The organism is Pseudoxanthomonas yeongjuensis, assembly GCF_010093345.1.
Lineage (GTDB): Bacteria > Pseudomonadota > Gammaproteobacteria > Xanthomonadales > Xanthomonadaceae > Pseudoxanthomonas_A > Pseudoxanthomonas_A yeongjuensis.
Genome location: NZ_PDWT01000003.1, coordinates 186614 through 199806, shown reverse-complemented (window position 1 = coordinate 199806; position 13193 = coordinate 186614). Strand labels below are relative to the sequence as shown.

The 13193-nt window shown below is 65.1% G+C and carries 13 protein-coding genes; 5 read left to right on the top strand and 8 right to left on the bottom strand.

Annotated features, from left to right (window positions below; translation table 11 throughout):
* Window positions 1-152: 152 nt before the first annotated feature.
* From CSC74_RS10645 to CSC74_RS10630, 4 genes are all read left to right on the top strand, one after another.
* Window positions 153-3320, top strand: coding sequence for an efflux RND transporter permease subunit (locus CSC74_RS10645; RefSeq protein ID WP_162314441.1), 3168 nt, complete (start codon window positions 153-155; stop codon window positions 3318-3320).
* A 187-nt stretch (window positions 3321-3507) separates the two neighbouring features.
* A complete protein-coding gene (locus CSC74_RS10640) occupies window positions 3508-3948 on the top strand; it encodes a hypothetical protein (protein ID WP_162314440.1) in 441 nt (146 codons plus the stop codon).
* 631 nt (window positions 3949-4579) lie between these two features.
* Window positions 4580-4936: a hypothetical protein gene (locus tag CSC74_RS10635; RefSeq protein ID WP_162314439.1), complete on the top strand. Its 357-nt coding sequence runs from the start codon at window positions 4580-4582 to the stop codon at window positions 4934-4936.
* Window positions 4933-6546: a PA domain-containing protein gene (locus CSC74_RS10630; protein WP_162314438.1), complete on the top strand. Its 1614-nt coding sequence runs from the start codon at window positions 4933-4935 to the stop codon at window positions 6544-6546. The genes CSC74_RS10635 and CSC74_RS10630 overlap by 4 nt, the downstream gene beginning before the upstream one ends.
* 85 nt (window positions 6547-6631) lie before the next feature.
* Here CSC74_RS10630 and CSC74_RS10625 read toward each other — a convergent pair whose 3' ends face one another.
* Together CSC74_RS10625 and CSC74_RS10620 are read right to left on the bottom strand one after the other, a co-directional pair.
* The gene (locus tag CSC74_RS10625) at window positions 6632-7174 is read right to left on the bottom strand and encodes a hypothetical protein (RefSeq protein ID WP_162314437.1); all 543 of its coding nucleotides are present in this window, start codon (window positions 7172-7174) and stop codon (window positions 6632-6634) included.
* 152 nt (window positions 7175-7326) lie between these two features.
* Window positions 7327-7560: a hypothetical protein gene (locus CSC74_RS10620; RefSeq protein ID WP_162314436.1), complete on the bottom strand. Its 234-nt coding sequence runs from the start codon at window positions 7558-7560 to the stop codon at window positions 7327-7329.
* A gap of 421 nt (window positions 7561-7981) precedes the next feature.
* On the opposite strand from CSC74_RS10620, the gene CSC74_RS10615 reads away from it, so the two are divergent.
* Window positions 7982-9088 carry a sensor domain-containing diguanylate cyclase gene (locus CSC74_RS10615; RefSeq protein ID WP_162314435.1) on the top strand — a complete coding sequence of 369 codons (1107 nt, stop codon included), beginning with the start codon at window positions 7982-7984 and terminating at the stop codon, window positions 9086-9088.
* A gap of 138 nt (window positions 9089-9226) precedes the next feature.
* Here CSC74_RS10615 and CSC74_RS10610 read toward each other — a convergent pair whose 3' ends face one another.
* The 6 genes from CSC74_RS10610 to CSC74_RS10585 form a co-directional block, all read right to left on the bottom strand.
* Window positions 9227-10387 (bottom strand): serine hydrolase domain-containing protein, encoded by a 1161-nt coding sequence (locus tag CSC74_RS10610; protein ID WP_162314434.1) that lies wholly within the window; start codon window positions 10385-10387, stop codon window positions 9227-9229.
* A 221-nt stretch (window positions 10388-10608) separates the two neighbouring features.
* Window positions 10609-11022, bottom strand: coding sequence for a hypothetical protein (locus CSC74_RS10605; RefSeq protein WP_162314433.1), 414 nt, complete (start codon window positions 11020-11022; stop codon window positions 10609-10611).
* Between the two features lie 309 nt (window positions 11023-11331).
* On the bottom strand, window positions 11332-11673 hold the full coding sequence (locus CSC74_RS10600) for a hypothetical protein (RefSeq protein WP_425501458.1): 342 nt from the start codon (window positions 11671-11673) through the stop codon (window positions 11332-11334).
* Window positions 11674-11760: 87 nt separating this feature from the next.
* Window positions 11761-12078, bottom strand: a complete 318-nt coding sequence (locus tag CSC74_RS10595; protein ID WP_162314431.1) for a putative quinol monooxygenase — start codon at window positions 12076-12078, stop codon at window positions 11761-11763.
* A gap of 84 nt (window positions 12079-12162) precedes the next feature.
* Window positions 12163-12843, bottom strand: a complete 681-nt coding sequence (locus tag CSC74_RS10590; protein ID WP_162314430.1) for a class I SAM-dependent methyltransferase — start codon at window positions 12841-12843, stop codon at window positions 12163-12165.
* A gap of 72 nt (window positions 12844-12915) precedes the next feature.
* A complete protein-coding gene (locus tag CSC74_RS10585; RefSeq protein ID WP_162314429.1) occupies window positions 12916-13191 on the bottom strand; it encodes a hypothetical protein in 276 nt (91 codons plus the stop codon).
* Window positions 13192-13193: the final 2 nt, after the last annotated feature.

Genomic DNA, 13193 nt, shown 5'->3' with positions numbered 1-13193 from the left:
CTTCGCTTGCGGGGCAAGAGCCTGCCCCGGATCTGACCCGGGGATGGGATGGGGGCGCGTCGCGAAGCGGCGCATCTGTCAGCGCCCCTGTCGTCTGTTCCCTCACTCTGACCCTCTCCCGCTTGCGGGAGAGGGGACACAAGGACTGAGCCATGAAGCGCTTCAATCTTTCCGAATGGGCGCTGACCCATCGCAGCCTGGTGCTGTACGCGATGATCGTGCTCGGCATCATCGGCGCCTGGTCCTATCGCCACCTGGGCCAGTCCGAAGACCCGCCCTTCACCTTCAAGGTGATGGTGGTGCGCACGGTGTGGCCCGGCGCTGCCGCCAACGAGGTTTCCCAGCAAGTCACCGAGCGCATCGAGAAGGCGCTGATGACCACCGGCAATTACGAATACATCCGCTCGTATTCGCGCCCCGGCGAATCGCAGGTCATCTTCGTGGCCCGCGATTCGATGCATTCCGACGAGATTCCCGAGCTCTGGTACCAGGCGCGCAAGAAGGTCGGCGACATCCGGGCCACGCTGCCCGAAGGCGTGGTCGGCCCGTTCTTCAACGACGAATTCGGCGACACCTTCGGCAACATCTACGCGCTCACCGGCCCGGGTTTCGACTACGCGGTGATGAAGGACTACGCCGACCGCATCCAGCTGGAACTGCAGCGCGTCGCCGACGTGGGCAAGGTCGAACTGATCGGCCTGCAGGACGAGAAGGTCTGGATCGAGCTGTCGAACACCAAGCTGGCCACGCTCGGCATTCCGTTGAACGTGGTCCAGGAGGCGCTGGACCAGCAGAACGCGGTGACTTCGGCCGGCTTCTTCGAGACCACCAGCGACCGCGTGCAATTGCGGGTCAGCGGCGCCTTCGCCTCGGTCAAGGACATCCGCGATTTCCCGATCCGGGCCGGCGGCCGCACCGTGCGCCTGGGCGATATCGCCGAGGTCTATCGCGGCTTCGCGGATCCGTCCGCGCCGAAGATGCGCTTCATGGGCCAGGACGCGATCGGCCTGGCGGTGGCGATGAAGAACGGCGGCGACATCATCCGCCTGGGCAAGACCCTGGACGCGGCATTCGAACGCCTGCAGAAGACCCTGCCGCTCGGCATGCAGCTGCGCAAAGTCTCCGACCAGCCGCATTCGGTCGAGGATTCGGTCGGCGAATTCGTGCGCGTGCTGACCGAGGCCGTGGTCATCGTGCTGCTGGTGAGTTTCTTCTCGCTGGGCCTGCGCACCGGCCTGGTCGTCGCGGTGACCATCCCGCTGGTGCTGGCGATGACCTTCGCGGTGATGCATTACTTCAACATCGGTCTGCACAAGATCTCGCTCGGCGCGCTGGTGCTCGCGCTCGGTCTGCTCGTCGACGACGCGATCATCGCCGTGGAGATGATGGCGATCAAGATGGAGCAAGGCTACGACCGCATGCGCGCGGCCAGCTTCGCCTACACCTCCACCGCGTTCCCGATGCTCACCGGCACGCTGGTGACCGCCGCCGGTTTCCTGCCCATCGCCACCGCGGCCTCGGGCACCGGCGAATACACCCGCTCGCTGTTCCAGGTAGTGACGATCGCCCTGGTCGTGTCGTGGATCGCGGCGGTGCTGTTCATCCCGTACCTGGGCGACAAGATGCTGCCCGACCTGGACCAGCCCAGGCCACCCAGAGCAGGCTCGCTGGCGGCGCGCTGGAATGGTTTTCGCGCACGCCTCGCGGATCGTTTCCCCGCGTTCGCCGACGTGCTCGCGCCCAAGCTCCACGACGGTCGCGAGCATGACCCTTACCAGAGTCGTTTCTACCAGCGTTACCGCAAGCTGCTCGACGCCTGCCTTCGCCATCGCTGGCTGGTGATCGGGATCACCGTGCTCGCCTTCGTGCTGTCCATCGTGATGTTCCGTTTCGTGCCGCAGCAGTTCTTCCCCGATTCGACCCGGCCGGAACTGATGGTCGACCTGGAACTGGCCGAAGGTTCCTCGCTGCGTTCCACCCAGGCCCAGGCCGAGAAACTGGAGAAGCTGCTGGCCACGCGCAGCGACATCGACAATTACGTCGCCTACGTCGGCACCGGTTCGCCGCGTTTCTACCTGCCGCTGGACCAGCAGTTGCCGCAGGCCAATTTCACCCAGTTCGTGGTCACCGCCAAGGACCTGCCCGCGCGCGAGGCGTTGCGCAGCTGGATGATCGATGAAGTCGGCCCGCAGTTCCCGCAGCTGCAGTTCCGCGTCACCCGTCTGGAGAACGGCCCGCCGGTCGGTTATCCGATCCAGTTCCGCATCGCCGGCGAACATATCGACCGGGTCCAGGCGCTGGCCAGGCAGGTCGCCGCGCAGGTGCGCGCCAATCCCGACGTCACCAACGTCAACCTGGACTGGGACGAACCCAGCAAGGTCGTGCGCCTGAGCATCGACCAGGACCGCGCCCGCGCGCTGGGCGTCAGCACCGCCGACGTGTCGCACTTCCTCACCAGTTCGCTGTCGGGCTTGCGCGTGAGCACCTATCGCGAAGGCAACGAGCTGATCGAGATCCTGCTGCGCGGTCCCGACGACGAACGCGTACGCCTGGACCTGCTCGGCAGCCTGGCCGTGCCCACGCCCAACGGCAGCGTGCCGCTGTCGCAGATCGCCAACATCGAATACGCGTTCGAGGACGGCGTCATCTGGCATCGCAACCGCCTGCCCACGGTCACCGTGCGCGCCGACATCCGCGACGGCGTGACCCCGCCGTCGGTTACCGCGACGATACTGCCGACGCTGGAAAAGATCCGCGCGACCCTGCCCGAAGGTTACCTGCTGGAAACCGGCGGCACGGTCGAGGATTCCGGACGCGGACAGAAGTCGATCGCCGCCGGCATGCCGCTGTTCCTGCTGGTCGTGGCCACGCTGCTGATGCTGCAGTTGCGCAGCTTCTCGCGCATGGCCCTGGTCATGCTGACCGCTCCGCTCGGCCTGATCGGCGTGACCTTCGCGCTGCTGGTGTTCCGGGTGCCGTTCGGTTTCGTGGCCATGCTCGGCACGATCGCACTGGCCGGCATGATCATGCGCAACTCGGTCATCCTGGTCGACCAGATCCAGCAGGACATCGACGCCGGCCACGACCGCTGGCACGCGATCATCGACGCCACCGTGCGCCGCTTCCGCCCGATCGTGCTGACCGCGATGGCCGCGGTGCTGGCGATGATCCCGCTGTCGCGCAGCGCGTTCTTCGGCCCGATGGCGGTGGCGATCATGGGCGGCCTGACCGTGGCCACCGCCCTGACCCTGCTGTTCCTGCCGGCGCTGTACGCGGCATGGTTCAAGGTCAAACCGGAAGAGGGTGGGGCGAAGGCGTAAGGCGTGAACGTCGTACCTTCGTAGGAGCGGGCCTTGCCCGCGATGCTTTTGGCTCCACCCGATGTGACCGAAGAGCATCGCGGGCAAGGCCCGCTCCTACGGGGTTCGGCCGACGATGATCCACCCATGACATCATGGCGTGCCGGCCGAGCTGGCCGGCCACCATCACTTCTTGGGAGAGGAAAGGATGAATACCGCTAGCGTTTCTCCGCGTCGCTGGACTTTCTGGGTGATCGCCTTCGTGGCCCTGGTATGGAACCTGATCGGCCTGGCGATGTTCGTCGTGCAGGTCAGGCTGACCCCGGCAATGGTGGCCGCCATGCCGGCAGCGCAACAACAGGTGCACGCGGCCACGCCGCCGTGGGTCGATATCGCCTTCGGCGTAGCGGTCGTGTTCGGCGTGCTTGGATCGCTGGCCTTGTTGTTGCGGAAGCGCCTGGCGCCGCCATTGTTCATGGTTTCGCTGCTGGCCATCGTGGTGCAGGTGGCGGGCATCTTCGTGGCCACGCCGGCATGGCAGGCCTACGGACCGGCCGGTCTGGCGATGCCGGCGATGCTGGTGGTGATCGCGGTCTATCTTTACGGGTATGCGCGCACGGCCGCAGCGAAGGGCTGGCTGGGCCCGTAGGGTGGGCCTTGGCCCACCCTCGCAATGTCTCGAGTTGCATTGACGCCGGGACGAAAGCGGTGGGCTGAAGCCCACCCTGCGGGATCTTTCGAAATCCCGGCCGCGAGAGTGTGGATGCACGGGCGCGACACTGAGCAGTATCGCGTGCGGCTTCTTGAAGCGTGCGCGCGCGACCCGCGCACGTCGTGCGCAAGCCTGGACAGTATCGGCACCGGGCCGCGGAGTGTTGCGAGCGGGTATCAGGAACCTTGCGGCCAGGGTCGAACACCGCGGCTTCGATGCACCCGGGCTCCGCCACTCACGCTGGGTCTTGCTGTCTCGCAACAAAAAGATCGCGCCGGTCCCGTGTCAGTCGCCTGGCCCGGCTGCCCCGGGATGCCCGAGCCCCGCAGGGAATGATTACCGCTGCTGGGTTCTTGCAGCCACGCGTCCGGACGGGTCTCGGTGCTTTGGCTTTATCACATTGGAAAAGTGACGCCGGTCTTGTTCTGGCCAAATGAACTGGCTAGGGTCGGCGTGTGGCTGGGCTGCTCGAAAGCAAAGTCCTCCACGCACCGGCCGATCCCAGGGGACACGTGCCGGTCGCAACGTCTTCGGGCCCCCGCCCGTCACCCACCAAGGAGTTCCATTCGTGAAACGCAGAGCCATCAAACAGGTATTGCTCGCGGCCGTCGCCTTGCTCGGCGCCGCAAGCATCGTCGTGCCGGCTGTCGCCCAGTCACAGAACGGCAAGAGCAAGCGCGACAAGGGTGATTTCGTCCGCGGCAACGCAAACAGCAAGGCGAAGCGGGTCACGCCGCCCAAGACCGAACAGGAAGCGATCGCGAGCAGACGCGTCGCTGCGCGCGGCATCGTCGAGCTGCAGCTGCCGGAGGACCGCATGGTCAACCTGGTCGCCGTGCACCATGCCGACGGCACGGTGACCTATCAACATCTCGCGGAAGGCGAATCGCTGCCGGCGCAGGACAAGCAGGGAGAAGTGAAATGAAGAAGACACTCCTGCTCAGCTGCCTCGGTGCCGCGCTCTTCGCCGGCAACGCCGTCGCCGCCAACGTCATCCCGATCAATGCCGATCCCGCTGGACAGGGTCTGAACGATCCCACCCCGCTGGCGCCCGCGGGCGGCAATCCCGGCACCAGCGTCGGCGAACAACGCCGCATCGCCTATCAGTTCGCCGCCGATCTGTGGGGCGCGGTGCTGGAGAGCGATGCGGACATCCGCGTGCAGGCCAGTTTCCAGGCGCTGCGCTGCGACGCCACCGGCACGGTGCTGGGTTCGGCGGGTACCTCGCCCATCTACATCCTCACCGAGCCCGGCCAGCCCGATACGCTCTACCACGGCGCACTGGCCGACGCGCTCGTCGGCGAAGACCTGCAGGAAGGCGCCGGCGTCGACATCATCAGCCGCTTCAATGCTTCCTTCGGCCTGACCAATCCCGATGGTTCGGCTTGCTCGCCGGGTTCGGGCTGGTACTACGGGCTTGATGGCAACACGCCGGCCGGCAAGACCAACTTCCTCAATGTGGTCATGCACGAGATCGCGCACGGCCTGGGCTTTTCCGGGTTCGGCAACGTGATCAACGGCGCGCCGCTGGCGGGTTACCAGGACATCTATTCGCGCTTCGTGTTCGACAACGTGTCGCAGAAGGGCTGGTACCAGCTGACCAACGCCGGACGCGTGGCGGCGGTGGTCGGCAACAACCTGGCTTTCCGCGGACCGCAGGTGACCGCCCAGGTGCCGCTGGTACTCGATGAAAAGACCGTGGTCCGGGCCAGTGGTACGGCTTCCGGAGATTTCGTCTACGGCACGGCGTCGTTCGGCGCGCCGGCGACGGCGGCCAACTTCAGCGGCAGCGTGGTCCTGGTCAACGACGGCAGCGCATCGCCATCGCAAGGCTGCTTCGCCTCGCCGGCAGGCGCGTACGCGGGCAAGGTGGCGCTGGTGGATCGCGGTACCTGCGCGTTCGAGATCAAGGCGAAGTTCGCCGAAGATGCGGGCGCCAAGGCCGTGCTCGTGGCCAACAACGCTTCGGGCGTGATCTCGATGGGCGAGGACGCCTCGGTCGCGGCGACGGTGCCGACGCTCAGCATCTCCCAGGCCAACGGCGCGACCATCAAGGCCGGCCTGCCGGGCGTGAACGTGACCATCGCTTCGATTCCCGGCCAGTTGCAGGGTGCCGACAGCAATGGTTATGCGTTGCTGTATGCGCCCAACCCGGTGGCGCAGGGATCTTCGTTCTCGCACTACGACACCAGCACCAGTCCCAACGCGTTGATGGAGCCCGCGATCACGGCGTCGCTCGCGGCCAATTACAACGTCGACCTGACCCCGGCCCTGTTCAACGATGAAGGCTGGACGCTCAATCCGGGCAACGCGCGGATCGGCGGTTGCGACACCGGCGTCCCGGTCGTCCAGGAAGGCGGCCTGATCATCGGTGCCAACGTGCAGGCGCAGAGCAACATCTGCGAGATCAACGCCAGGAACCATGGCGCTTATCAAAGCTGCATGTCCGCCTACAAGGACAGGCTGGAAACCAGCGGTCTGGTTACTTCCGCGCAAGCCGACCGGATCGCGTCCTGCGCTGCAAAGAACAGGTAAGCAGGAAGGCGGTGCAACGAAAAACCGGCGCCTGGTGCGCCGGTTTTTTTATGGAGCTGCGCCGGGAGTCCGGATGGAAGGTTTCTCAGTCATCGCTCTTGCCGCCGAAGTCGCTCGGCTTGCCGCGCTTCGGCGCAGGCGATGATCCCATCCGCCGCGCCCGCCGCGCGAACAGTGTGCATGCCACGCCGAACAGCATATGCGCCGCTACGCTCATCGCCATCGTGTCCAGATGCTTGAACGAAGGCGATGCATCCACGCGGGACAGCGGCATCACCACGAAGTTCATCGCCACGTACAGTCCCGCGCCGTAGAGCAGGCCGCTCGTCACCGGCTTTTCCACCAGCAGGCGGAAGCGCAGGCCGAGCACGATGCAGACCGCAACGAAGGCGATGGCCATGGCCACGTGCAATCCCGCGCCCAGCAGGGCGGTCGCCGTGCCGCCCTCGTAGCTCGCCTTGCCCAGCACGCCGACGGCGATGCTCTGGAACACCTGGGTCAGGCCTTTCGTGGTCCATTCGAACCAGACGGCAATGGCGAAGAGCGCATCGCCCAGGGCGATCAGCAGTCCGCCATATACGGCCTGTTTCCAGTTGATGGAACGTCGCGGAGTCGCTGCAGTGATCATGATGGAGCCTGGCGTGGCGATGCGCCTTGATAGAGCCATGGCGTCGCGCAGTCAATCGCCAGCGTGGTGATGGCGGTGAATCGCCTCTTTCAGCAAAGCAGGCCAGGAGATCGGGTGAGCTTGCCAACCCCGATCCATGCCCCGAAATATCTTCAGTCGTCCTTTTTGCCGCTGAAGTCGATCGGCTTGCTGTCCTTGGGTTCGGACTGGAACAGCACGGTCTCCGTCTTGCGCTCGCATTCCTTCGGGCCGAGGTTGACCGGCGCATCGCGGTCCAGGCCGACGCACAGGGGATTGGCATCGACGGCGGCGTTGGTGTCGCGGTATTCGGTGGAACTGCAAGCGGCCAGCAGCAGGGCGGCGATCAGGGGCAGGGCGATGCGCATGGCGGTCTCCAGCGAAGGGTCGGATGTGGGTCGAGCATTGCAGAAGGCGTTGCCGGGTGCAATTCGCTAGCCTCGTGCCGCGTCGCTTTCTGAAGGAATCCCGGTCACAAGAAACGCCCCGGGGGCGGTTCGCTTGCCTGGGCTATGCCGGGTCAAAAGATCTGCGGGTTCCGGACCGAAGGAATATGACGCGGTGTCCGCAGGAGCGACGTCCCCCAGAGGAACTTCCTTCGGGGCGCAAGCCGCGAGCGACCGCTTGCCCGTGCACGAGGAACAGAGATCGATTGTTTCGCGACATGCGTCCCTCCTGCCGTTGCTGTCGGTGAATTCGCGTTGCCTGCCACACCCGGCGATTACATCGGCACTGCATCAGGGACACACCCGCGGCTAAAATAATTCGCTGGCGGCAGGGGAAATCAACATGAGGGAAGCGGAAACCCGGGAACACTGGGTCGTGCGGTTGAATCGGCGCAACCGCACCGCATTCTTCGCATTGATGATCCCGGTGCTGGGGACCCACTTCGTTTTCATCCAGGCGGGCCCGTTGCAATGGATCCTGTTGGGGTTGCAGTTCCTGCTTTATCCGCAACTGGTGTACTGGCGGGCGCGTCGTTCGGCCGATCCCCTGCGCGCCGAAATGCAGAACCTGCTGGTCGACGACGTGCTGCTCGGCATCTGGGTGGCCAGTTGGGGGTTCCCGCTCTGGATCGCCTTCATCCTGTTCATCAGTACATGCCTGAACCTGATGATCTTCCACGGTCGACGCGGCTTGTCGAAGGTGGTCCTGGCGATGCTCGCCGGTGTCCTGATCGTGGCGCTGGCCAGCGGCCTGCGCTTCCGGCCCGACACCAGCCCGCTGACCACCGGCCTGTGCATGCTGGCGCTCGCCCTTTACCTCTTCATGTTCGCCGATGATGCGTATACCCGCGGCGTGGCCTTGCGCCAAAGCCGCAAGCAGTTGGGCATACGCGTTGAGGAAATCACTTCGTTGCAGGCCCAGCTGCAGGAGCAGGCCTCGCGCGATCCGCTGACGGGTCTGTTCAACCGGCGGCACCTGGATAACCTGCTGGCGCAGGAACTGGCCGAATGCCGCGAGATGGGCGCCGAACTGGCCCTGGTCATGATCGACATCGATCGCTTCAAGGCGATCAACGACAATTTCGGGCATCTGGCCGGCGACAAGATGATCCGGGCCGTGGCCGCCTTGCTGCTGCGCCACGCGCAGGAGGCGGATCTGGCCTGCCGGTTCGGCGGCGAGGAATTCCTGTTGATAATGCCGCGGACGCCGCCATCGGTCGTGCTGCAGCGGTCGGAAGCGCTGCGCAAGGAATTCGAGGCGATGCGCGTCACCTTCGAAGGGCACGACATGCGGACCACGCTGTCGTTCGGCATCGCCGGATTTCCGGATCACGGATCCGAGCCCACGCCGCTGCTGCAGATGGCCGACAAGGCCTTGTACGTGGCCAAGTTGCAGGGCCGCAATTGCATCGTCGATGCCGGTCGGCTGGCCGAGACAGCGGACGCTTAGACCCCTTGGGATGCGGTAAGCCGCAGGCGCATCGCATCGTTTGCGTCATTACATGCCGAGGCCAACGGTTGCACGATTGATGCGGTGCGCCTGCGGCTTACCGCACCCTGCGAGCTCCATCCTGCGCCTGCTGTATTCCTACTTCTCCGGGCTCAAATCCGTAAACAACGTTCCCAGCACTGCCTTCGTCGCCTTGTCGCCACCCATGTCCTCGGTGGCGTTGGCGACTGCCAGCACGCCCGTGTTCGCTTCCGGAAACAACACCGCCCAGGCGAGCCAGTTGCCGTCGGAGCCGCCATGCACCAGCACCGGTCCCTTGCGTCCGGCGATGGAGTCCTGCACGCCCCAGTCCATCCCGCTCGGACTGCCGGGTTGAGCGGTCTGCATCAACCGGTAGGAAGCAGGCGCCAGCAGCTTGCCGTTGCCGCGGCTTCCGGCCAGTTGGTCGAGGCAGAACTGCGCCCAGTCGTGCAGGCTCATGTGCAGGTTGCCGGCGGCGGTGTACATCATCGGCACGCCGTCGTCGGATTTCGTCATCATCGCGGTGATCGGCTTGCCACCCCGGTGGCCTCGCGGTTGGCCGTCATGGGTGGGGCCGAAAGCGGCGCTGTCCATGCCCAGCGGCTGGAACACTTCGCGGCGCATCAGTTCCTCGAAATCCGCGCCGGCCGCGCGTTCGGCGATGACCGCGGCGATGAGGAAGCCGGTGTTGCAGTAAACGAACTCGGTGCCCGGCGCGGCGGCCGGCGCTTCCTTCAGTGCGGCGGTGATCAAGTCGAGGCGTTGCTGCGGCAGCGGCCGCGAATTGGTGAAGAAGGTATCCAGGAACTTGAGGTCGCCGATGTTCTCGGGCAATCCCGAGCGATGCGACAGCAACTGGACCAGGGTCACCGTGCGGTATTCCGGTCGCATGGAGTCGGCCAGGTCGGGAAGCATCTTCGCCAGTGGCGTGTCCCAGGAAAGCACGCCGCGGTCGACCAGCTTGGCGATCAGGGCGACGGTCATCGGCTTGCCGGTCGAGCCGATCAGCCAGACGTCATCGGCACGCACGGCATCGGGCTGGTCGTTGCGACGCACGCCGCGCACGGCCTGCCCGGCGATCTTGCCGTCGCGCATGACCAGTGCGGCCAGCGCGGGGGTTTGCGTGCCGTCCATGGCCTGCTTGAGGACGGCATCCAGATCCAACGGCTCCGTGCGCTGCGCGCCGTCGGCGCTGGCCGGCGCCGACGCCTGTGCCTGGAAGAAGAACAATGGGCACAGGGCAAGCAGGAAGAAGAAATGACGCGCTGGGTGTTTCAAGGAAATCCCCAAGGGTGACAATCGCATAGTGGGCACGAGGCAACCGGAGTTGTCGAGTGCCGATTGGATGGCGAAGCGCGGCCGGGCGGAACCGTCATGGGCGATCAACGGTTTCGCCTGGACCCTCCTGCGATTTTCGTGACGTTACGCGTGACCCGACAGTTGTTGCGCTCGGATCGAGGTGGATCCGTAGCCGACAGGTTTGGTGACGCTTCGCCAGGCTAGGATCGCCTGGTCCACGCCTCGCCGCGCGCCGCCAGGTAGGTGCGGTACACATGGCCCCAGGGGATCACCAGCGGTACCAGTACCACTCCAACCATGCAGGCGAACAGGGTTTCCCGGCCGTAAGCATCAAGCGTGCCAGCCAACCAGAGTGGCAATGCGAAGGCCACTACCCAGATCGTCTTCCACACCAGTTCGAAGATCAGCAGCGGCAGCATTCGAAGCGGGTAGCGAATGCCCAGTAAGCACAGCAGCGACAACGAGCCCAGCAGTGCCATGACCACGGTGTTCGAATCCGCCGCGGTGCCGGCCGAGGAAACAATCGAAGGCCAGAGGACGATGCCAAGGCCTGCCGCGATCAGCAGGTACATCGCCCTGAGCAGGTAGAGCCGTAACAGCGAGACTTCGGGCATGGCGTTTCCAGGGCAGGGTGGTTGCCCATTCTCGGGTGGGCGACAGGGTGCCGTGATGTGCTGGGCGGCCACCCGACTTATGGCACAGACGGGATCCGGGTCCACAACAAGGCTCGGGCAAGGAGGCATGCCCGTTGCTTGCTGGCCAGATGCGGCAGGGCCGAAGGAAACGGCATGCCCGCCGTGCTTCACCCGTCCTGCGTGTCCGGTATCGAAGGAAGATCGGGTAGTGCCCGTCGCAACGATGTCCCCCACGGGGACTTCCTTCGGCGTGCAGGTCCCGAGGTGCGGGTTCCGCCCTGCGCGGATTCATTTCATTGCCTGCGTTCCCAGGTACCACTCCGCATAGGGCGTGTTCTTCACCAGGCAGCGATTGAAATCCCGGGTGCCATCCGTCCACCAGACGGCGCCTCGTTCGCCCAGCGCGACCTTGGCGGCATGCACCGCGATGCGGGCTTGTGCCAGGCGCGTGCCATCCTTGTTGCGAAGCGCGATGCCGACCTCGCGTCTTGCGGTCATCAAGGCGTTGACCAGACCGGACCTGGCTTCGGCGCTCAATCCCGGATTCGCTGCGCGCCACAGGCGGTCGCGAACGATCAGGTAGCGGCCATCAGGAGTGAAGAGTGGGTTCAATTCGGCTTCGCCGGGCAGGTTTCAGTCGACCTTCGCCGGCAAGCCGTTGCGATGGTGTCAAAGGGAAGACCTGCGGCCGACTCACCCGCGTTTCGGGTTTACCCGTTACTTGTGCCACTCGTTGATCGGCAGCAGGACGGTGGGTTCCCTGGGTCGTTCGAGCAGGGCGGGCAGGCGTGCCTCGTAAGCGCGGCGGTAGGGTGTGTCCTGGTGTTGCAGGAACGCGTCGACGCTGGGTTCGTTCCAGCGTTCGTAGAGCACGAAGAGGTTGGACTGCTGCGCGTCCTGGTGCAGGTAGCAGGAAACAAAAGCGGCCTCATGCGACATCTGCTCGACGATGTCGGTCACTGCACGTTTCCATTCGTCGATGCATTCCGGCTTGACGTGCAGCTTGACGTAGAAGACCAGGTCGCTGTCTGCCATGTTCGGCTCCTGTGGCGAGAGGGGTGGAATAAGCGGCCAGACGTAAGAGACATGGTTTGCGTTGCCCGCCGCTTCGTTGGAGTTCTAGGCTCGCTTGTAGGCGATCCAGCCCTTGAAGGTGAACGCTGCGTAGAACAGTTCGATGTTGTCGAAGCCTGCTTCCTGCAGCAGGGCGACGTCGTGTTCGGGCGCGATTACGGGAAGTCGGCTGCCGATGGCGGCGACTGCATTGCGTGCGTCGGCGGCGGATATGCCGCCTGAAGCGACGGCGAAGGCGGCGTAGCGTTCCAGCCAGCGTGCCTTGCCGCCATCGGCCAGGGGAAAGCTGTGGTGGGCGACGATGAGCGGCGCGCCGGGCTTCAACCTTCGCGCCAGCTCTTTCAATGTGTGCAGGCGTTCTTCCGCAGGCAGGAAGTGCAGGGTCAGCAGGCAGGTGGCGCCGTCGAAGGGGCCGGCGGGCGCGGTGTCGATATAGCCTTCGACCAGATCGACGCGCGCCGCGAGCGAACCCAAAGTCTCTTTCGCCAGCGCCAGCATTTCAGCGGAGGGATCGACGCCGGTGAACCGCCAGCCGGCGTGCGCGTCGGCGAACACTTTCAGTTCCAGGCCACCACCGGCGCCGAGCACCATCACATGGCCGTCCTGCGGCACGGTCTCGGCCAGCAGCAGTGAGGCCATCTGCTGCATGGCGTGGAAGCCGGGCACCTGCCTGACGGGGCCGGTGGCGTAGCGGGCTACGGCTTGGGGATCGGAGAACGAAGGCAAATGGATTCCAGGGTCTGTTCGGCCTCCCGATCCTATCGCGAAACCTCTATCGCGAAACCGCCGCGCCTCCGTCTATTGCGGCGTCGGCTTGCGCGTGGGCACCGCGAGTTCCACCAGTTCGGCGGTCCAGTCTTCGGCAAAGGCCTGGCATCTTTCGGCAAGGTATTCGCTTTGCCGCGCATAGGCGGGCACCACCGGGCCGGCCGTGGATTCGCCAAGTGCTTCGTGCCAGGCCTTAAGCAGCTGATTGGGATCGGGATGGGTCTGGGCCAATGCGCGCAGGGCGACGCGCAGCGCGTAGACCTGGGCCTGGAGGTCGCAGATGATTTCCTCGGCGGTTCGATCCATGG

Excerpts from the sequence above, each read along its gene's own strand:
- CSC74_RS10645 (WP_162314441.1), top strand. The coding sequence starts at position 153 with ATGAAGCGCTTCAATCTTTCCGAATGGGCGCTGACCCATCGCAGCCTG.
- CSC74_RS10640 (WP_162314440.1), top strand. The coding sequence starts at position 3,508 with ATGAATACCGCTAGCGTTTCTCCGCGTCGCTGGACTTTCTGGGTGATC.
- CSC74_RS10630 (WP_162314438.1), top strand. The coding sequence starts at position 4,933 with ATGAAGAAGACACTCCTGCTCAGCTGCCTCGGTGCCGCGCTCTTCGCC.
- CSC74_RS10625 (WP_162314437.1), bottom strand. The coding sequence starts at position 7,174 with ATGATCACTGCAGCGACTCCGCGACGTTCCATCAACTGGAAACAGGCC.
- CSC74_RS10620 (WP_162314436.1), bottom strand. The coding sequence starts at position 7,560 with ATGCGCATCGCCCTGCCCCTGATCGCCGCCCTGCTGCTGGCCGCTTGC.
- CSC74_RS10615 (WP_162314435.1), top strand. The coding sequence starts at position 7,982 with ATGAGGGAAGCGGAAACCCGGGAACACTGGGTCGTGCGGTTGAATCGG.
- CSC74_RS10605 (WP_162314433.1), bottom strand. The coding sequence starts at position 11,022 with ATGCCCGAAGTCTCGCTGTTACGGCTCTACCTGCTCAGGGCGATGTAC.
- CSC74_RS10595 (WP_162314431.1), bottom strand. The coding sequence starts at position 12,078 with ATGGCAGACAGCGACCTGGTCTTCTACGTCAAGCTGCACGTCAAGCCG.
- CSC74_RS10585 (WP_162314429.1), bottom strand. The coding sequence starts at position 13,191 with ATGGATCGAACCGCCGAGGAAATCATCTGCGACCTCCAGGCCCAGGTC.